Origin of the sequence: Streptomyces sp. NPDC006384 (assembly GCF_042870695.1) — a bacterium.
Taxonomy (GTDB): domain Bacteria; phylum Actinomycetota; class Actinomycetes; order Streptomycetales; family Streptomycetaceae; genus Streptomyces.
Window position 1 is genome coordinate 1 of record NZ_JBIAHR010000001.1, and the last position, 18,349, is coordinate 18,349.

Annotated in this window: 13 protein-coding genes; 10 read left to right on the forward strand and 3 right to left on the reverse strand. The window is 72.6% G+C overall.

Annotation, left to right across the window (positions count from 1 at the left end; translation table 11 throughout):
- The 5 genes from ACFYOJ_RS00005 to ACFYOJ_RS00025 form a co-directional block, all read left to right on the forward strand.
- On the forward strand, nt 1-418 hold a 418-nt coding region (locus ACFYOJ_RS00005), incomplete at its 5' end, for a DUF3459 domain-containing protein (protein WP_356552563.1).
- A complete protein-coding gene (treS, locus tag ACFYOJ_RS00010; RefSeq protein WP_356552561.1) occupies nt 415-2,133 on the forward strand; it encodes a maltose alpha-D-glucosyltransferase in 1,719 nt (572 codons plus the stop codon). The genes ACFYOJ_RS00005 and treS, both read left to right, overlap by 4 nt.
- A gap of 28 nt (nt 2,134-2,161) precedes the next feature.
- The gene (locus ACFYOJ_RS00015; protein ID WP_356552559.1) at nt 2,162-3,523 is read left to right on the forward strand and encodes a maltokinase; all 1,362 of its coding nucleotides are present in this window, start codon (nt 2,162-2,164) and stop codon (nt 3,521-3,523) included.
- 3 nt (nt 3,524-3,526) lie between these two features.
- A complete protein-coding gene (gene glgB, locus ACFYOJ_RS00020; protein ID WP_356552558.1) occupies nt 3,527-5,752 on the forward strand; it encodes a 1,4-alpha-glucan branching enzyme in 2,226 nt (741 codons plus the stop codon).
- A 108-nt stretch (nt 5,753-5,860) separates the two neighbouring features.
- Complete coding sequence (locus ACFYOJ_RS00025; protein ID WP_356552557.1) at nt 5,861-6,952, forward strand: glutamate--cysteine ligase; 1,092 nt, start codon at nt 5,861-5,863, stop codon at nt 6,950-6,952.
- 58 nt (nt 6,953-7,010) lie between these two features.
- Here ACFYOJ_RS00025 and ACFYOJ_RS00030 read toward each other — a convergent pair whose 3' ends face one another.
- On the reverse strand, nt 7,011-7,244 hold the full coding sequence (locus tag ACFYOJ_RS00030; protein ID WP_356552555.1) for a DUF6480 family protein: 234 nt from the start codon (nt 7,242-7,244) through the stop codon (nt 7,011-7,013).
- Between the two features lie 151 nt (nt 7,245-7,395).
- On the opposite strand from ACFYOJ_RS00030, the gene ACFYOJ_RS00035 reads away from it, so the two are divergent.
- Together ACFYOJ_RS00035 and ACFYOJ_RS00040 are read left to right on the forward strand one after the other, a co-directional pair.
- On the forward strand, nt 7,396-9,306 hold the full coding sequence (locus ACFYOJ_RS00035) for an AMP-dependent synthetase/ligase (RefSeq protein WP_356552553.1): 1,911 nt from the start codon (nt 7,396-7,398) through the stop codon (nt 9,304-9,306).
- A 138-nt stretch (nt 9,307-9,444) separates the two neighbouring features.
- Nucleotides 9,445-9,879 carry an ATP-binding protein gene (locus tag ACFYOJ_RS00040; protein ID WP_356552551.1) on the forward strand — a complete coding sequence of 145 codons (435 nt, stop codon included), beginning with the start codon at nt 9,445-9,447 and terminating at the stop codon, nt 9,877-9,879.
- Nucleotides 9,880-9,930: 51 nt separating this feature from the next.
- On the opposite strand, the gene ACFYOJ_RS00045 is transcribed toward ACFYOJ_RS00040, so the two are convergent.
- Both ACFYOJ_RS00045 and ACFYOJ_RS00050 read right to left on the reverse strand, forming a co-directional pair.
- Nucleotides 9,931-10,410, reverse strand: a complete 480-nt coding sequence (locus ACFYOJ_RS00045; RefSeq protein WP_356552549.1) for an ATP-binding protein — start codon at nt 10,408-10,410, stop codon at nt 9,931-9,933.
- Nucleotides 10,411-10,455: 45 nt separating this feature from the next.
- Complete coding sequence (locus ACFYOJ_RS00050) at nt 10,456-10,827, reverse strand: PRC-barrel domain containing protein (RefSeq protein ID WP_356552548.1); 372 nt, start codon at nt 10,825-10,827, stop codon at nt 10,456-10,458.
- Nucleotides 10,828-11,209: 382 nt separating this feature from the next.
- Here ACFYOJ_RS00050 and ACFYOJ_RS00055 point away from each other — a divergent pair, with 382 nt between their 5' ends.
- The 3 genes from ACFYOJ_RS00055 to ACFYOJ_RS00065 all read left to right on the forward strand — a co-directional run bounded on the left by ACFYOJ_RS00055 (nt 11,210) and on the right by ACFYOJ_RS00065 (nt 18,334).
- Complete coding sequence (locus ACFYOJ_RS00055) at nt 11,210-15,205, forward strand: HAMP domain-containing protein (RefSeq protein WP_356552546.1); 3,996 nt, start codon at nt 11,210-11,212, stop codon at nt 15,203-15,205.
- 187 nt (nt 15,206-15,392) lie between these two features.
- Nucleotides 15,393-17,771: a SpoIIE family protein phosphatase gene (locus ACFYOJ_RS00060; protein ID WP_356552587.1), complete on the forward strand. Its 2,379-nt coding sequence runs from the start codon at nt 15,393-15,395 to the stop codon at nt 17,769-17,771.
- A 170-nt stretch (nt 17,772-17,941) separates the two neighbouring features.
- Nucleotides 17,942-18,334, forward strand: coding sequence for an STAS domain-containing protein (locus ACFYOJ_RS00065; protein WP_356552545.1), 393 nt, complete (start codon nt 17,942-17,944; stop codon nt 18,332-18,334).
- Nucleotides 18,335-18,349: the final 15 nt, after the last annotated feature.

Genomic DNA, 18,349 nt, shown 5'->3' on the forward strand with positions numbered 1-18,349 from the left:
CCCCCGCGACTGGGCCGCCGCCGAACGCGAGGGCCGCACCATCGCCCCCCTCATCACCAAACTCAACACCCTCCGGCGCGACCACCCGGCGCTGCACCGGCTCAGGAACCTGCGCTTCCACCACACCGACAACGACGCCCTCATCGCCTACAGCAAGCGTGCGGGGGACGACGTCGTGCTGGTGGTCGCCAATCTCGACCCCCACCGCACCCAGGAGGCCACGATCTGTCTCGACATGCCGCAGCTCGGCCTCGACTGGCACGAGTCGGTGCCGGTCCACGACGAACTCACGGGTGAGACCTACCACTGGGGCAGGACCAACTACGTGCGCCTGGAGCCCGGCAGGGCCCCCGCGCACGTCTTCCACGTCCAGCGGTCGTCCGCCGCCGCGCCGCACGAAGGGTCAGCAGCCTCATGACCGTGAACGCTCCCGTACCGGACACCTTCGAGGACACCCCGGCCAAGGACCGCGACCCGGACTGGTTCAAGCGGGCCGTCTTCTACGAGGTCCTCGTCCGCTCCTTCCAGGACAGCAACGGCGACGGCATCGGCGACCTCAAGGGCCTGACCGCCAAACTGGACTACCTGCAATGGCTGGGCGTGGACTGCCTGTGGCTGCCGCCCTTCTTCAAGTCCCCGCTCAGGGACGGCGGTTACGACGTCTCCGACTACACCGCCGTACTGCCCGAGTTCGGTGACCTGGCGGACTTCGTCGAGTTCGTGGACTCGGCGCACCAGCGCGGCATGCGCGTGATCATCGACTTCGTCATGAACCACACCAGCGACCAGCACCCGTGGTTCCAGGAGTCGCGCAAGAACCCCGACGGCCCCTACGGCGACTACTACGTCTGGGCCGACGACGACACCCGGTACGCCGACGCCCGCATCATCTTCGTGGACACCGAGTCGTCCAACTGGACGTACGACCCGGTGCGGGGACAGTACTTCTGGCACCGCTTCTTCTCCCACCAGCCGGACCTGAACTACGAGAACCCGGCCGTGCAGGAGGAGATGCTGGCCGCGCTGAAGTTCTGGCTGGACCTCGGCATCGACGGGTTCCGGCTGGACGCCGTGCCCTATCTGTACGCCGAGGAGGGCACCAACTGCGAGAACCTGCCCGCCAGCCACGAGTTCCTCAAGCGCGTGCGCCGCGAGATCGACGCGCAGTACCCGGACACGGTGCTGCTGGCGGAGGCCAACCAGTGGCCGGAGGACGTCGTCGACTACTTCGGCGACTACGCCTCGGGCGGCGACGAGTGCCACATGGCGTTCCACTTCCCGGTGATGCCGCGGATCTTCATGGCGGTCAGGAGGGAATCGCGCTATCCGGTCTCCGAGGTCCTGGCCAAGACCCCGGCGATCCCGTCGGGCTGCCAGTGGGGCATCTTCCTGCGCAACCACGACGAGCTGACCCTGGAGATGGTCACCGACGAAGAGCGCGACTACATGTACGCGGAGTACGCCAAGGACCCGCGGATGCGCGCCAACATCGGCATCCGCCGCAGGCTCGCCACCCTGCTGGACAACGACCGCGACCAGATCGAGCTGTTCACCGCGCTGCTGCTGTCCCTGCCCGGCTCGCCGATCCTCTACTACGGCGACGAGATCGGCATGGGCGACAACATCTGGCTCGGCGACCGCGACGCGGTGCGCACCCCGATGCAGTGGACCCCGGACCGCAACGCCGGTTTCTCGACCTGTGACCCGGGCCGGCTGTTCCTGCCGACGATCATGGACCCGGTCTACGGCTACCAGGTGACGAACGTCGAGGCGTCCATGGCCTCGCCCTCGTCCCTGCTGCACTGGACCCGCCGCATGATCGAGATCCGCAAGCAGAACCCCGCCTTCGGCCTCGGCACCTACACCGAACTCTCCTCGTCCAACCCCGCCGTGCTGGCCTTCCTGCGCGAGTACGAGGACGACCTGGTGCTGTGCGTGAACAACTTCGCGCGGTTCGCCCAGCCCACCGAGCTGGACCTGCGCGAGTTCGCCGGCCGCCACCCGGTCGAGCTGTTCGGCGGGGTGCGCTTCCCCGCCATCGGTGAACTGCCGTACCTGCTGACCCTCGGGGGCCACGGCTTCTACTGGTTCCGGCTCACCCGAGTCGCATCCCGCATCGGCCGCCGCGCGTGAGCGCAGGCCGAGGAAAGGACGCGTCACCATGCCGAAGACCGCACCCCTGCGCACGAGACCCGCGCGTCTCACCGAACCGATGGCCTCGCTCGGCGAGCTGCTGCGGGAGTGGCTGCCGCGCCAGCGCTGGTTCGCCGGCAAGGACCGGCCCGTGGCCGAGCTCGGTCTGCTGTCGATGACCGAGCTGTTCCCGGGCTGTCTGCATCTCCTGGTGCACACCGGGCACGGGCCGGTGCCCGCGCCGGGCGGCGCGCCCCCCGCCGGGGACTGCTACCAGCTGCTGCTCGGCGTGCGCGAGCAGCCGTCACCGCGCCTGGGCCGGGCTCTCATCGGCCGGGTGCAGGACGGCCCGCTGGCCGGCCGGACGGTCTACGACGCGCTGCACGACCCCCGGACGGCCCAACTGCTCCTGGAGCGGCTGCGCCGTCCCGGCGAGGCGGGTCCGCTGCGCTTCGAGTGCGATCCGTCGCGTCCGGTGCCGGGCGGTCTCGCGCCCCGCCTCCTGGACGCCGAGCAGTCCAACTCCTCGCTGGTGTACGGCGACGAGTTCATCCTCAAGGTGTTCCGGCGCATCCAGCCCGGCGTCAACCCCGACCTCGAGGTGCCGAACGCGCTGGCCCGCGAGGGCTGCCCCCGGGTGCCGGCGCCGGTGGCGTGGCTGCGGACGACCCGTCCGTACGAGGCGACGCTCGGTGTGCTGCAGCCGTTCCTGCACGACGCCTCCGACGGCTGGACCCTCGCCCTGCAGGCCCTGTCCTCCGGGGACGTCTTCACCTCGCAGGCCCACGAGCTGGGGCGGGCCATGGCCGACGTGCACCTCGCGCTGGCCTCGGCCTTCCCCTCGGGCGCCCCCGGGGAGAACGGCCGTACGGCGGCGGCGATGACCGAGCGGCTGACCGCGGCCGCGCACGCCGTGCCGGCGCTGCAGCCCTTCGTCCCCGGTCTGCGGGGCGCGTTCGCCGCGCTGGCCACCTGCGACTCCGGTCCGCCGGCCCAGCGCATCCACGGCGACCTGCACCTGGGGCAGGTGCTGCGGGCCGGCCGGGACTGGTTCGTCATCGACTTCGAGGGCGAGCCGTCCCGCCCGCTGGCCGAACGGCGCAGCGCCCACTCCCCCCTGCGGGACATCGCGGGCATGCTGCGCTCCTTCGACTACGCCGCCCGGCAGCGCCGGCCGTGGCGCCCCGAGTGGGCGCGCCGCTGCCGTGAGGCCTTCTGCGCGGGTTACGCCGCACGCGCCGGGTGGGACCCCCGCAAGAAGCACGGTCTGCTGCGCGCCTACGAGACGGACCGGGCCGTGTATGAGGTGCTGTACGAGGCCCGGCACCGCCCCGACTGGCTTCCCGTACCCATGGCGGCGATCGAACGACTCGCCGTGAGAGGAGACTGACCCGTGGCCCTCCGCGACACCTCGCTCCCCGAGCCGTCCGCTCCGGTCCCGCACCCCGCCCCCGGTGCGTGCGGGACCGCCCCGCCGCTGGACCCCACCGACCGGGGGCGCCTGCTGGCGGGCGCCCACCACGACCCGCACGCACTGCTGGGCGCCCACCCGGTGCCCGGCGGGATCGCCTTCCGGGCGCTGCGCCCCTTCGCCCGCGAGGTGAGCGTGGTCGTCGACGGCGAGCGCCACCCGCTCGTGTCGGAGGGCGACGGTCTGTTCTCCGGCGTACTGCCCCTGGACCGCATCCCCGCGTACACGCTGGTGGTGGCGTACGAGGAGGGCGAGCTGGAGACGCACGACCCGTACCGCTTCCTGCCCGCCCTCGGCGAACTGGACCTGCATCTGATCGGTGAGGGCCGGCACGAGCAGCTGTGGCGGGCGCTCGGCGCGGAGCCCATGACCCACGACGGCGTCACCGGCACCCGCTTCACCGTGTGGGCGCCCAACGCCCAGGGCGTGCGGGTCGCCACCGAGTTCACCCACTGGGACGGCACGGCCTTCCCGATGCGCTCCCTCGGCGCGTCCGGCGTGTGGGAGCTGTTCCTGCCGGGCGTCGGCGAGGGCACCCGGTACAAGTTCGAGATCCACTCGCGGTACGGGCACCGGTTCCTGAAGGCCGACCCGATGGCGCGCGCCGCGGAGGAACCGCCGAACACCGCGTCGGTGGTGACGGCCTCGCACTACGAGTGGGGCGACGCCGAGTGGATGCGCACCCGCGCCGCCACGCCGGTGCACGAGGCGCCGTTCTCCGTGTACGAGGTGCACCTGCCGTCCTGGCGGCCGGGGCTGACCTACCGCGAACTGGCCGAACAGCTCCCCGCGTACGTCAAGGACCTCGGCTTCACCCACGTCGAGCTGATGCCGGTCGCCGAGCACCCCTACGGCCCGTCCTGGGGCTACCAGGTCACCGGCTTCTACGCGCCCACCGCCCGGCTCGGCTCGCCCGACGACTTCCGGTTCCTCGTCGACGCCCTGCACCGGGCCGGCATCGGCGTGATCATGGACTGGGTGCCGGCGCACTTCCCGAAGGACGACTGGGCGCTGGCCCGCTTCGACGGGGACCCGCTGTACGAGCCCGGGGACGAGCGGCGCGCGACCCACCCGGACTGGGGGACGTACACCTTCGACTTCGCCCGGACCGAGGTGCGCAACTTCCTGGTCGCCAACGCCGTGTACTGGTGCGAGGAGTTCCACATCGACGGGCTGCGGGTCGACGCGGTCGCCTCGATGCTGTACCTGGACTACAGCCGTGACTTTGGGCAGTGGGAGCCGAACGTGTACGGCGGCCGGGAGGACCTGGCGGCCATGGCGTTCCTGCAGGAGATGAACGCGACCGTCTACCGGCGCTGCCCCGGCGTGGTGACCATCGCCGAGGAGTCGACCGCGTGGGGCGGGGTGACCCGGCCCACCGACACCGGCGGTCTGGGCTTCGGCTTCAAGTGGAACATGGGCTGGATGCACGACTCGCTGGAATACATCGCCCACGAGCCCGTGCACCGCAAGTACCACCACCACGAGATGACCTTCTCGATGGTGTACGCGTACAGCGAGAACTACGTGCTGCCGATCTCCCACGACGAGGTGGTGCACGGCAAGCAGGCCCTGGTGTCGAAGATGCCGGGCGACTGGTGGCAGCGGCGCGCGAACGTGCGCGCCTACCTGGGCTTCATGTGGGCCCACCCGGGCAAGCAGTTGCTGTTCATGGGGCAGGAGTTCGCGCAGGGCGCGGAGTGGTCGGAGAAGCAGGGCCCCGAGTGGTGGCTGCTGGACGAGGGCTACCACTCGTCGGGCGACCACCGGGGCGTGCAGGACCTGGTGCGCGCCCTCAACACGCGCTACGGGCGGACCCCGGCCCTGTGGCAGCGCGACACCGACCCGGCCGGTTTCCGGTGGGTCGCCGTGGACGCGGCCGAGGACAACGTCTTCGCGTTCCTTCGGTTCGCCAAGGACGGCTCCCCGCTGCTGGCGGTGTCGAACTTCTCCCCGGTCGTGCGGCACGACTACGGGCTCGCCGTCGGCGACGACACCGGTGCCTGGCAGGAGGTCCTCAACACCGACGCCGAGGAGTACGGCGGCAGCGGCGTCACCAACCCGGACCCGGTCAAGACGGAGGACGGCTGCCTCCGGATCACGCTGCCTCCGCTGGCCACGGTGTGGCTGACGCCCTTCGGCAGGTGAGCCGCGAGGGCCCCGCCGGGTGTCCGGCGCTCTTCCGGGGGCAGTCGGGGTCCGACGGCCGGAACACCCCGGTCCGTCGCCCCGCAGTCCTCGGAAAGGCGGCATCAGGTGCGCACTGTCGGAGTGGAGGAGGAGCTCCTCCTGGTCGACCCGGAGAGCGGTGAGCCGCGGGCGCTGTCCGCTGCGGTGCTCGCCCGGGCCTCCCAGGAGGACGCCGGGCAGGAGGTCTTCGAGAAGGAACTGCACGAGCAGATGCTCGAGTTCGCCACGCATCCGCAGGCGGACATGGAACGCCTGCACGCGGAGATCGCCCGCTGCCGTGAGGAGGCCGGGAGGCACGCCGGGGGCATCGGCTGCGCCGTCGCCGCGCTCGCCACCTCCCCGCTGCCGGTCAGTCCCGCCGTCGGCATGAACCGCCGCTACCGGTGGATGGCCGAGCAGTACGGCGTCGTGGTGCAGGAGCAGCTCGTCCTCGGCTGTCATGTGCACGTGTCCGTGGAGTCGGACGAGGAGGGCGTCGCGGTGATCGACCGGGTGCGGCCCTGGCTGCCGGTGCTCACCGCCCTGAGTGCCAACTCGCCGCTGTGGCAGGGCAAGGACTCGGCGTACAGCAGTTACCGCAGCCGGGTCTGGCAGCGCTGGCCGTCGGCCGGCCCGACGGAGCTGTTCGGGTCGGCGGAGAACTACCACCGGCGGGTCGCGGACATGGTGGCCACCGGCACCCTCCTCGACGAGGGGATGATCTACTTCGACGTCCGGCTGTCCCGGCGGTACCCGACGGTCGAGTTCCGGGTCATGGACGTCTGTCTCGACGCGAGCACCGCCGTCCTGATCGCCGCCCTGGCCCGCGCGCTGGTCGAGACGGCCGCCCGGGAGTGGCGGGAGGGCGTGGAGCCGGCCGGGCACAGTGTGAGCCTGCTGCGGCTCGCCGCCTGGCGGGCCGCCCGGTCCGGGCTGACCGGGGAGCTGCTGCACCCCGCGACGATGCGGCGCATGCCGGCCGAGACGGTCGTACGGGCCCTGCTGGAGCACGTGCGGGAGGCGCTGGCCGACGCCGGCGACCTGGAGCGCGCCCGGGAACTGGCCGGCGGACTGCTGCGGCACGGCAACGGCGCCCGGGTGCAGCGCGAGCTGCTGGAGCGCACCGGCAGCCTGCGGGAGGTCGTCGCCGCGTGCGTGCGCCGCACCCAGGCGGCCTGAGCCGGCCCGTGACCGGCCGGGCCGGCCGCGTCCTCGTCGGCCTCGTCTCCGTCGCCGCTCAGAGCATCAGGGCCAGGGCGTAGGCGAGGAAACCGGCCGCGATCAGCACCACGAGGGCGAGGATCAGGGTCAGCGGCCCCTTGGCCCAGCCCTTCGTGGGGTTGTGCACCTCGCGCGGGCCCGCCTCGGGCAGGCTGCTCTCCGCGGGCGGGGTCTCGCCGGGAGGTACGCCGCCGCCCGGTTCCAGGCCGGTGGTGCGTTCGGGATCGGGATCGGGGTTCGTATAGCTCATGCCGACCGGGTCCCCCGATCCGCCGGGATCACCGGGCGGGATCACTTCTGCCGTCCCGGCCTCCCCGCCGGCGCGGCTCGGCTACATTCGAGCCGCGCCGACGACGGTGGCCGTCGGCGAAGCCACCCCCCGTACATGTCAGGAGCAGCGCATGCGCGACCTCGCTCTCGCTCCCCCGGCCGTCCCGCCGCCCCTGACCGGAGGGCTCGCCGACAGTCTCTTCGACACGGCGGCCCGCACCCCCGGTCTGCCGATGCTCGCGCGCCGTTCCGCCACGGCCCCGTCCGGGTGGGAGGAGGTGACGGCCGCCGGGTTCCGCGACCAGGTGGCCGGCCTGGCCGGGGGACTGATCGCGTGCGGGATCCGGCCGGGCGACCGGGTGGCGGTCCTGGCCCGCACCCGGTACGAGTGGACGGTCTTCTGCTACGCCCTGTGGACGGTGGGCGCCGAGGTCGTGCCGGTCTACCCGACGTCCTCGCGGGACCAGGTCGAGTGGATCCTGCGGGACGCGGGCTGTGTGGCCGTGGTCGTCGAGGACGAGCAGGGCGTGATGACCGTCGGCTCGGTGTGCGCGTCGCTGCCGGCGCTGCGCCACGTCTGGCAGCTGGACACGGGCGCGCTGGAGACGGTGACGGCACGCGGCGGGTCCGTCCCGTACGCCACGGTCGACTCGATGCGGCGCATCGTGCCGCCGGACGCCACCGCGGTCGTGGCCTACACCTCCGGGACCTCGGGCCGCGCGCTGGGCTGTGCGCTGAGCCACCGGAACCTGGCCAGTCCGTGCGACACGCTGCTCGCCGGCTGGGGCCACACGGTGGCGCCCGCAGGGGAACAGGGCGCGGTCCTCGCCTACCTGCCCTTCTCCCACGTGTACGGGCTGATGATCCAGACCCTGTGCGTCCGGGGCGGGCTGCTCATGGCGCACGAACCCGCGATGACCGAGGAGGCGCTGGGCGCGGCCCTGCGCTCCTTCCGGCCCACGTACTTCTACGCCGTGCCCTCGGTCCTGGAGAAGATCTACAAGGATTTCCTGCGCACCGCCCAGCAGGCGGGGCGCGGGGCGCTGTTCGAGCGGGCCGCCGCCACGGCCCGGGACTTCGCCGTGGCACTGGAACGCCGGCGGCTCGGCCGGGGGCCGGGACCCGGCCTCGACCTGCGGCTGCAGCACGCCCTGTACGAACGGACGGTGTACCGCCGGCTGCGGACGGCACTGGGCGGCCGGGTCCGGCGGGCGACCTGCGGCGGTTCGCCGCTCAGCCGGGAGCTGGCCCTCTTCTACGAGGGCATCGGCATCCCCGTGCACGACGGCTACGGTCTGACCGAGACCGGCGGCGGGCTGACGATGCAGCCGCTGGGCCGGGAGAAGTCCGGCACCGTCGGGCAGCCGCTGCCCGGCACGGATGTCCGGGTGGCCGACGACGGGGAGATCCTGGTGCGCGGTCCGTCGCTGTTCCAGGGATACGTCGGTGACGAGGCCGCCACCCGCGCCGTGCTGCGCGACGGCTGGCTGGCCACCGGGGACCTCGGGCATCTGGACGACGAGGGGTATCTGGCGATCACCGGCCGCAAGAAGGACGTCATCATCACCAGCGGCGGCAAGAGCGTGGCCCCGGCCGCCCTGGAGCAGCGGCTGCGCATGCATCCGCTGGTCCACCAGGCGGTCGTCGTGGGCGACAACCGGCCCTGCGTCGGTGCGCTGATCACTCTGGACCCGCAGTTCCTGACGCACTGGCGGGCGGGGCTCGCGCTGCAGGGCGACGCGTCGGTGCGCGAGGCGCGCGAGGAGAACGCGCTGCGGGAGGAGATCGGCCGGGCGGTCGCGGCGGCCAACAGCGCCGTCTCACGCTCGGAGTCCATCCGGGTCTTCCGCATCCTGCCGGAGCCGTTCGGCGTCGGCAACGGGCTGCTGACGCCGTCGATGAAACCGCGCCGGGACGAGATCGTGCGCGCCTACGCCGACGAGATCGACGCGATGTACGCGGCGCGTTCACGCCGTCGCCCCTCGGTCCCGGCGCCGGAGCCGGCCGGCTGGGAGGACTCGGACAACGTCTTCTTCCGGTGACCGGGAGCGCCGCCGGCGGTGCGGCGCGCCGTTACCCGGCACACACACGCGCGTAGCCTCCGCCGGCTCGGGAACTAACAACGGGAAGGGACACACGGAAAGGACGACGCCCGGTGGACGCCGGGCCGGGAAGGCGAAATGGCAGCCGAGCCGCGTTGGGACAGGACACTGGCTTCCGAGGAGATCACCAGCCGGACCGCGGGCTTCACCGGGGAGTTGCACAATGTGACCGGTGCTCGCCTCGTCGCGGAGGAGTTCCTCTACGACCTGGCGCGCCTGTCACCTCCCTCGGCGCCCGAGCACTGGGACGACATCCTGCTGGTGGTCACGGAGCTGGCGGCCAACGCGGTGCAGTACGCGCCGGGCCCCTTCGAGCTGCGGATGCGCCGGACCTTCGACGGCGTGCACGTGGTGATGCACGACACCAGCACCACGAAGCCCGCGCCGCGTCCCTTCCATCCGAGCACCGGCGGCGGCGGTATCGGCTGGCATCTGATCCACACCCTGTCCGACCAGGTGAGCGTCGTCACCGGTGAACGGGGCAAGGACATCCACGTCTTCCTGCCCTGGTGACCCGGCGGGCCGGCGCCCTGCTTGCGGCTCCGGCCACGGTGGGCGGTCCGGTCAGGCGCCGGCGGCCGGGCGCATCGGGACCAGCACGCCGATCGTCTTGCCGCCCTCGGGCCGGGGGGTGACGGAGATGTCCCGGGCGAGCCTGGCGACGAGCGGCCAGCCGTAGCCGCTGCCGTGATGCCGGGTGGGGAAGGCGTCCGCCGCCCGCGGGATCACCGGGCTGTGGTCGTGGACGGCGATCCACACACCCTCGTCCACGATCCGCACGTCGAAACCGGCCAGTCCGCCGCCGTGCCGGATCGCGTTGGTGACCAGCTCGGAGACGACGAGCAGCAGATCGATGACGTCCTCGTCGCGCACCGCGCGGCCGCTCCGCCCGCGCACCACCGCCTCCGCGAGGGCACGTGCCTCACCGGCGGTGGTCACGGTGCCCGTCGCCGGTGTCGCGGAGGGCGCGGCGCCGGACGCGGCCGGTGTCCCCGGAGGCACGGCGCCGGACGCGGCCGTGGCGGTCTGTTCGGTTCGTTCCATGTCTGTGGTGTCCCTGACGTCGGCCGTGCGGTCCCCCGGCACGGATCAGCCGGCCGCGGTCTCCCTCGGCGGCAGCCGGTGGTAGTACTCCCCCACGGCCGCCAGATAATCCCGGTCCATGGTCTCGCTGTCGGTCCGGAAGCGGGGCGCGGCCTTGATCTCCGCCCTGGTGCAGGCCAGGGTGACCGTGCGGGCCCCGGGGTCGATGCCCTGGACCATGCCGACCGGCACCAGCACGCTGCGGCCGAAGATCCAGACGCCGGTGTCGACGACCAGGTGCCGCATACCGAAGTGGTCGCCCTGCCGGTCCACGTGACCGACCGTGCCGTCGCTCGCGTGGACGGCGCAGCCCGTGAGGTCCTGCTCCTGCGCGTGGCCGCTGTCCGCCGCGTACGACCAGATGTTGTCCGTCGGCACGCTGTCCCTTCCTCCCGCATGGATCGGCGACTGACGGGCCGGGCGCGGACGAGGCGGTCCCGACCGGCTCCACAGCAGCGGATACCCGGCCCGGGCCGCCCCATTCGGGGCGGGTGCCCGGACGGCGGCACGAGCGCCCGCCGCGGCGCCCGCGCCCGGCGGGAACACGCCGTGCGCCCCCTGTCCGCGCCGCACGTCGCAGCGGGCGCCCCGCTTTGTCCGCCGCTGCACGCGTGCGTTAGCCTCTGACGTATTTTTCTCATCGAGCACTTCCGTGAACAGCGGAAACGCACACACGACAGGCCGGGCCGACCGACAGGTCCGGAAGGGGTTCCGAGTCCTCGGGTGCCGAGGGCTCCTGGGGAGCGGAACGAGGGTGCGCATGACCAGCGACAGCACCGGGACCGTGGACACGGTGCCGGGCGATCAGGAGTTGCGGCGCCTGCTGGCCGGTCTGACGGCCGTACGCGACGGCGACTTCGGCACGCGCCTGCCGGACGAGGCGGACGGCCTCATGGGGGACATCGCCAAGGTCTTCAACGGCATGGTGGACCAGCTGTCCGTGTTCACCTCCGAGGTCACCCGGGTGGCCCGTGAGGTCGGCACCGAGGGCACCCTCGGCGGACAGGCCAAGGTGCCGGGCGTCTCGGGCACCTGGGCCGATCTGACGGACTCGGTCAACGCCATGGCCGGGAACCTGACCACGCAGGTGCGCGACATCGCCCAGGTGGCCACGGCGGTGGCCGAGGGCGACCTGTCGCAGAAGATCGACGTGGACGCGCGCGGCGAGATCCTGGAGCTGAAGAACACCATCAACACGATGGTCGACCAGCTCTCCGCCTTCGCCGACGAGGTCACCCGCGTCGCCCGCGAGGTCGGCACCGACGGACGGCTCGGCGGCCAGGCCGACGTCCAGGGCGTCAAGGGGACCTGGCGCGACCTCACCGACTCGGTGAACTTCATGGCGGGCAACCTGACCAACCAGGTCCGCAACGTCGCCCAGGTGGCGACCGCCGTGGCCAAGGGCGACCTCTCCCAGAAGATCACCGTGGACGCGCGCGGCGAGATCCTGGAGCTCAAGAACACCATCAACACGATGGTCGACCAGCTCTCCGCCTTCGCCGACGAGGTCACCCGCGTCGCCCGCGAGGTCGGCACGGCCGGCAACCTGGGCGGACAGGCCCAGGTGCGCGGGGTGTCGGGCACCTGGAAGGACCTCACCGACAACGTCAACGTGATGGCGTCGAACCTGACGGGGCAGGTCCGCTCCATCGCCCAGGTCGCCACCGCGGTGGCCCGCGGTGACCTGTCGCAGCGGATCACCGTCAAGGCCGAGGGCGAGATCGCGGCCCTGGCCGAGGTCATCAACACGATGGTCGACACGCTCTCCGCGTTCGCCGACGAGGTGACCCGGGTGGCCCGCGAGGTCGGCACCGAGGGCCGGCTCGGCGGGCAGGCGCACGTGCCGAACGTGGCCGGGACCTGGAAGGACCTCACCGACAACGTCAACTCGATGGCCAACAACCTCACCGGCCAGGTGCGCAACATCGCGCTGGTGACGACGGCGGTGGCCCGGGGCGACCTGTCGAAGAAGATCGACGTGGACGCGCGCGGCGAGATCCTGGAGCTCAAGACGACCATCAACACGATGGTCGACCAGCTCTCCGCCTTCGCCGACGAGGTCACCCGGGTGGCCCGCGAGGTCGGCACCGAGGGCCGGCTCGGCGGCCAGGCCGAGGTGGAGGGCGTCTCGGGCACCTGGAAGCGGCTCACCGAGAACGTCAACGAGCTGGCGGGCAACCTCACCCGCCAGGTCCGCGCGATCGCCGAGGTGACCAGCGCGGTCGCCGAGGGCGACCTGACCCGCTCGATCAACGTGGAGGCGTCCGGCGAGGTCGCCGAGCTCAAGGACAACATCAACGCGATGGTGCAGTCCCTGCGCGAGACCACCCGGGCCAACCAGGAGCAGGACTGGCTCAAGACCAACCTCGCCCGTATCTCCGGCCTGATGCAGGGCCACCGGGACCTGCCCGTGGTCGCCGAGCTGATCATGGACGAGCTGGTGCCGCTGGTGTCGGCGCAGTACGGCGCCTTCTATCTGGCCGAGGACGGCGACGACGGCCCCGAGCTGCGGCTCGTCGGCTCCTACGGCTATCCCGAGGACGCGGACCGGCCCACCCGGATCGCCTTCGGCCGCACCCTGGTCGGCCAGGCCGCGCGCAGCCGGCGCACCATAGTGGTGGACGAGCTGCCGCCGGGCTACGTGACCATCTCCTCCGGGCTCGGCCAGGTGGTGCCCACCGCCCTGGTGCTGGTGCCGATCGTGGTCGAGGGCCAGGTGCTCGGCGTGATCGAGCTGGCGTCGGTCACCGCGTTCACGCAGATCCACCGGGACTTCCTGGAACAGCTGATGGAGACCATCGGCGTCAACGTCAACACCATCGTCGCCAACGCCCGCACCGACGAGCTGCTCGCCGAGTCCCAGCGCCTGACCGCCGAACTCCAGGCCCGTTCCACGGAGTTGCAGGTGCAGCAGGAGGAGCTGCAGCGCTCCAACGCCGAGCTGGAGGAGAAGGCGTCCCTGCTGGCCGCCCAGAACCGGGACATCGAGGCGAAGAACCTGCAGATCGAGCAGGCCCGGCAGGAGCTGGAGGCCCGCGCCCAGCAGCTGTCGCTGGCCTCGAAGTACAAGTCGGAGTTCCTGGCGAACATGAGCCACGAGCTGCGCACCCCGCTCAACAGCCTGCTGATCCTCGCCCAGTTGCTCGCCCAGAACCCGTCGCGCAACCTCACCCCGAAGCAGGTCGAGTACGCGGGGATCATCCACTCGGCGGGCTCGGACCTGCTCCAGCTGATCAACGACATCCTGGACCTGTCGAAGGTCGAGGCCGGGAAGATGGACGTCTCCCCGGAGCGGGTGACGCTGCGGCAGCTCATCGAGTACGTCGAGGCGACCTTCCGGCCCATGACGACGCAGAAGGGGCTGGAGTTCACGGTGACGACGGCGCCGGGCGCGCCGGCGGACCTGCTGACCGACGACTCCCGGCTGCGTCAGGTGCTGCGCAACCTGCTGTCCAACGCGGTGAAGTTCACCGAGCGGGGCGGGGTGGAGCTGGCCATCGAGCCGGCGCCGGACGACGAGGTACCCCGGGGCGTGGTCCGGGGCGGCGCGGTGGTGGCGTTCCGGGTGAAGGACACGGGCATCGGCATCCCGGAGCAGAACCTGGAGTCGATCTTCGGTGCGTTCCAGCAGGCGGACGGCACGACGAGCCGCAAGTACGGCGGCACCGGGCTCGGTCTGTCGATCACCCGGGAGATCGCCCAGCTGCTGGGCGGGGCCGTCTCGGTGGACAGCACGCCCGGCCGGGGCAGCACGTTCACGCTGTTCCTGCCGGTGGCCCGGCCCGACTTCGAGGAGCTGCTGGGCCGGGGCGGCGAACCGGCGCCGGCCGAGTCGCCCGCGGGCGCGCTCGCGCGTCCGGCCGCACCGTCCGAGCCGGTCCTCGGGCACCGGCAGCGTCCCCGGCGCCTGCTCGTGGTGGAGGAGCGGCCGCGCGGCCTGCTGACCCTGGTCGCGGAGAGCGTGGTCGCGGACCTGTCGCACGGCCGGGACGACGCGGGCGGCAGGCCCCCGCTGGACGTCATCACCGCCGTGGGGGCACAGGAGGCGGCGGGTGCGCTGGCGGCCGAGCCCTGCCACTGCGTCGTCCTGGAGCTGGGCATGCCGGACTCCGAGGCGTCCCGTTTCCTGGAGGCGCTGCGGGGCGACTCGGCGCTGGCGAGCGTGCCGGTGCTCGTGCACAGCGGTCACCGCGCGGACGCAGCGCTGGAGGAGAGGCTGCGCTCCGCCGCGGGCGGCGGGGCGCTGGAGTTCCTCTCCAGCCTCGACGAGCTGCGGGAGCGGATCGCGCTGCACCTGGCCGCCGAGGAGCCCGGCGACGTGCTCTCCCTGGTCCGTCCCGAGGAGCCGCAGCGCCTTGCGCCGCCGCCCCTGGAGGAGTCGCCGTCGGGCCGTACCGTCCTCGTCGTGGACGACGACGCGCGCAACCTCTTCGCGCTCAGCGGGATCCTGGAGCTGCACGGGTTCCGGGTGCTGCACGCGGAGAACGGGCGCCGGGGCATCGAGACCCTGATGGCCCACCCGGAGGTCGGCCTGGTCCTGATGGACGTGATGATGCCGGAGATGGACGGCTACACGGCGACCGCCGAGATCCGCCGGATGCCACAGTACGCCGAGCTGCCGATCATCGCGGTGACGGCGAAGGCGATGCCCGGCGACCGGGAGAAGAGCATCGCCTCGGGCGCCAGCGACTACGTCACCAAGCCGGTCGACACCCAGGACCTCATCGCCTGCGTCCGGCGCTGGCTGCCCGCATGAGCACGCCCGCTCCCGTCCCGTACACCGGAGGGCCGGGCGGCGCGCGGCGCGTCCCGCCGTGCGCCGTGACGGTCCCCAGCCGAGGAGTGACCCGACCGTGAGCATCTTCGAGCAGCCGCGCGAACCGGGCGCCGGCGAGCCGCCCCCGTCCCGCGCGGCCGGCGGCGCCGGCGGCGACCTGCGCGGCATGTCCCCGCAGTCGCCCGTGGGCAGGCTCGCGGCCACGGTGGAACGGCTCAGCCGCGAGGTGCGGGCCGCCCAGGCGGAGGCCGAGGGCCGGGCCCTGATCGAGCTGGCCAAGGGCATCCTGGTCGCCCGGCTGGGCTGCGGTCCGGCGCAGGCCGCCCGGCAGCTCGCCGAGCTGGCCGAGCAGTCCCAGGTGACGCCGCTGGAGTTCGCGGTCGACGTGATCAACCAGGCCGCCCGTGACCGGATGTCGGAGGTCACGGACGCGTTCCTCGCCGCCACCGCCGCCGAGGAGGCGGAGAAGACCGACGGGACCGACGGGCCGGAGGAGGCCGGACGGCCGCCGGCCGGGTCGGCGGCCGTGCGGCTGCGGGCCGCCGAGAGCGGCGCGCTGGCCGCGAACGACACCCAGGCGGTCGCGGACGCCCTGCTGGAGCAGGCGCTGCGCCCGCTCGGCGCGGTGGCCGTCGCCATCTGGGCGGCCGGCTCCGACGGGTCGCTGACGCTGGCGGGTTCCGCCGGTTTCCCACCCGCCGAGGCCGCCCGCTGGCGCTATGTGCCGCCGGACGTGTCGACGGTGGCACGGCGCGGCCTGACCGAACGCGCGGGCCAGTGGATCACGTCGCTGGACCGGACCGGGCTGCCCAGCGTGGGCCGGCACCAGTACCCCGAGGGCGGCCGTGCCGCCGTGCCCGCCGGCACCGGGGGCCGTGTCCACGGCGTGCTGGAGATCGCGTGGGCGCGGCCCCTGCCCCCGCAGCCGCCGCAGGTGGTGCGCCAGGTGGAGGCCCTGGCCGAACTGTGCGCGCACACGCTGGAGACGTACACGCCACCGCACGCGGCCGGGCTCGAGCCGCGGGTCATGCCGGACGCCGCGGAGTTGATGGACCTGGCCGACGGCCTGCACGACCCCGCGCTGGTCCTGGTGCCGCACCTGGACGCCGAGGGGCATCTGGCGGACTTCCGCATCCAGCACGTGAACAAACGCTTCATGGACCCCGCCGGGCGGCCGCGTGCCGTCGTGGGCGGCGCGCTGCTGCTGGAGGCCTATCCGATGGCCGCCGGGGACAGCGAGCTGTTCCGGAGCGTGGAGCGGGTGTACGCGACGGGGGAGCCGTTCCGGGCCCGGCGGATGAACCTGACGGCCCTGGTCGACCAGGTCCCGCTGTCGGCCGTCGCGGACATCAGCATCAGCCGGCACGGCAACGCCGTGCTGCTGATCTGGCGCATCGAGGACGAGACCGCCCGGCTGGCCAGTCTCCTGCAGCACGCCCAGCGGCTCGGCCGCATCGGCGGTTTCGAGGAGAACCTGCTCACGGGCGAGATCACCTGGAACGGGCAGCTGTTCGACCTGTACGGGCGGCCGCAGACGAGCACCCCGGTGCCGCTGGAGGAGCTGACGGCCCACGCCCACCCGGACGACGCCGTGCCCATCGGCCGGTTCCTGCGCACGCTGCTGCACCACCGCAGGCCGGCGTCGGCGGCCTTCCGGCTGCAGCGGCCGGACGGCGTGACCCGGCATGTGCGGGTGGTGGCCGAACCGGTCCTGGACACCGACGACCGCCTGCTCGTCGTACGCGGCGCCTACCAGGACATCTCGGCGCAGCACTGGACGGAGGTGGCGCTCGCCGCGACCCGCGACCAGCTGGCGCACACCGAGCAGCAGGCCATCGAGCGCAACCGGCTGACGCTCCAGCTGCAGCACGCGATCATGCCGCCCGCCCACACCCCGCTCACGGTGCCGGATCTCCAGGTGGCCGTCCGCTACCGGCCGGCGGAGACGGAGCAGCTGGTGGGCGGTGACTGGTACGACGCGGTGCTGCTGCCCAACGGGATGGTGCTGCTGTGCGTGGGGGACGTGGCAGGGCACGGCATAGAGGCCGCGACCAGCATGGTCGTCCTGCGCAACGCGCTGCGCGGGCTCGCGGTGACGGGCGCGGGCCCGGGCCAGCTGCTGTCGTGGCTGAACATCGTGGCGCACCACCTGACGGGCGGGGTCACGGCGACGGCGGTGTGCGGTCTGTACGACCCGGCCCGGCGCACCCTGCGCTGGGCGCGGGCCGGACATCTGCCGCCGGTGCTGGTGCGGGGGCCCGAGGCGGAGCCCCTGCCGCTGGTGCGGGGCATGCTGCTGGGCGCGGTGGCGGAGGCCGCCTACGAGGAGGACGAGATCCAGCTGGCCGCCGAGGACACGCTGCTGATGTACACCGACGGCCTGATCGAGCGCCGTGACCGCCCGGTGGAGGAGTCGCTGAAGCATCTGCTGGGCACCGCCCGGCCCTCCCCCGCCTCGCTCGACCAGCACCTGGACCGTCTGCTCACCTACAGCCGGTCGGACACGGACGACGACACGTGTCTGGTGGGCATCCGGGTCGGGTGACGTGTGCGGAGCCGGATCGGGGGTATGCGCCGGGCGCGGTGAGGGTGTCCGCGGACGGAGGGCACGGCGGCGGTGGGACATCGGTCACCGTCCGTGCCCTCCGTCCGCGGGCTCCCCGCCGTTCGCGGGGGTGGACCGGCCCCTGGCTGTCAGGATCGTTGGAGGTACACGTGCCCATTGCCCCGAACCCGCTGTCCGTCGAGGTGACGCTGCCCCGTGAGGACGTCGCGCTGCTCAAGGTGAAGGGTTATCTGGACGTCGACACCGCGACCGAGTTCCAGCACCACCTGGCCAACCAGCTCCACCACGGCCGGCGGCACTTCCTGCTGGACCTCTCGGACGTCCCGTTCATGGACTCCTCCGGGATGAACATCGTCCTGCGGGTCTACCAGGAGGCCCGCGAGCTGCCGGGCAGCGTGCACATCATCTCGCCCACCCCCGCGGTGCTGCGCATATTGGACCTCACCGGTGTGAGCATCACGGTGCCGGTCTCGGACACCGTCGAGGAGGCGCTGGCCCGCGTCGACGGGCAGCCGCAGGGGCCCGGGGTGCCGGGGGCCTGAGCCGGCCCCGCACCC

Excerpts from the sequence above, each read along its gene's own strand:
- treS (WP_356552561.1), top strand. The coding sequence starts at position 415 with ATGACCGTGAACGCTCCCGTACCGGACACCTTCGAGGACACCCCGGCC.
- ACFYOJ_RS00015 (WP_356552559.1), top strand. The coding sequence starts at position 2,162 with ATGCCGAAGACCGCACCCCTGCGCACGAGACCCGCGCGTCTCACCGAA.
- ACFYOJ_RS00030 (WP_356552555.1), bottom strand. The coding sequence starts at position 7,244 with ATGAGCTATACGAACCCCGATCCCGATCCCGAACGCACCACCGGCCTG.
- ACFYOJ_RS00035 (WP_356552553.1), top strand. The coding sequence starts at position 7,396 with ATGCGCGACCTCGCTCTCGCTCCCCCGGCCGTCCCGCCGCCCCTGACC.
- ACFYOJ_RS00040 (WP_356552551.1), top strand. The coding sequence starts at position 9,445 with ATGGCAGCCGAGCCGCGTTGGGACAGGACACTGGCTTCCGAGGAGATC.
- ACFYOJ_RS00045 (WP_356552549.1), bottom strand. The coding sequence starts at position 10,410 with ATGGAACGAACCGAACAGACCGCCACGGCCGCGTCCGGCGCCGTGCCT.
- ACFYOJ_RS00055 (WP_356552546.1), top strand. The coding sequence starts at position 11,210 with ATGACCAGCGACAGCACCGGGACCGTGGACACGGTGCCGGGCGATCAG.
- ACFYOJ_RS00060 (WP_356552587.1), top strand. The coding sequence starts at position 15,393 with ATGTCCCCGCAGTCGCCCGTGGGCAGGCTCGCGGCCACGGTGGAACGG.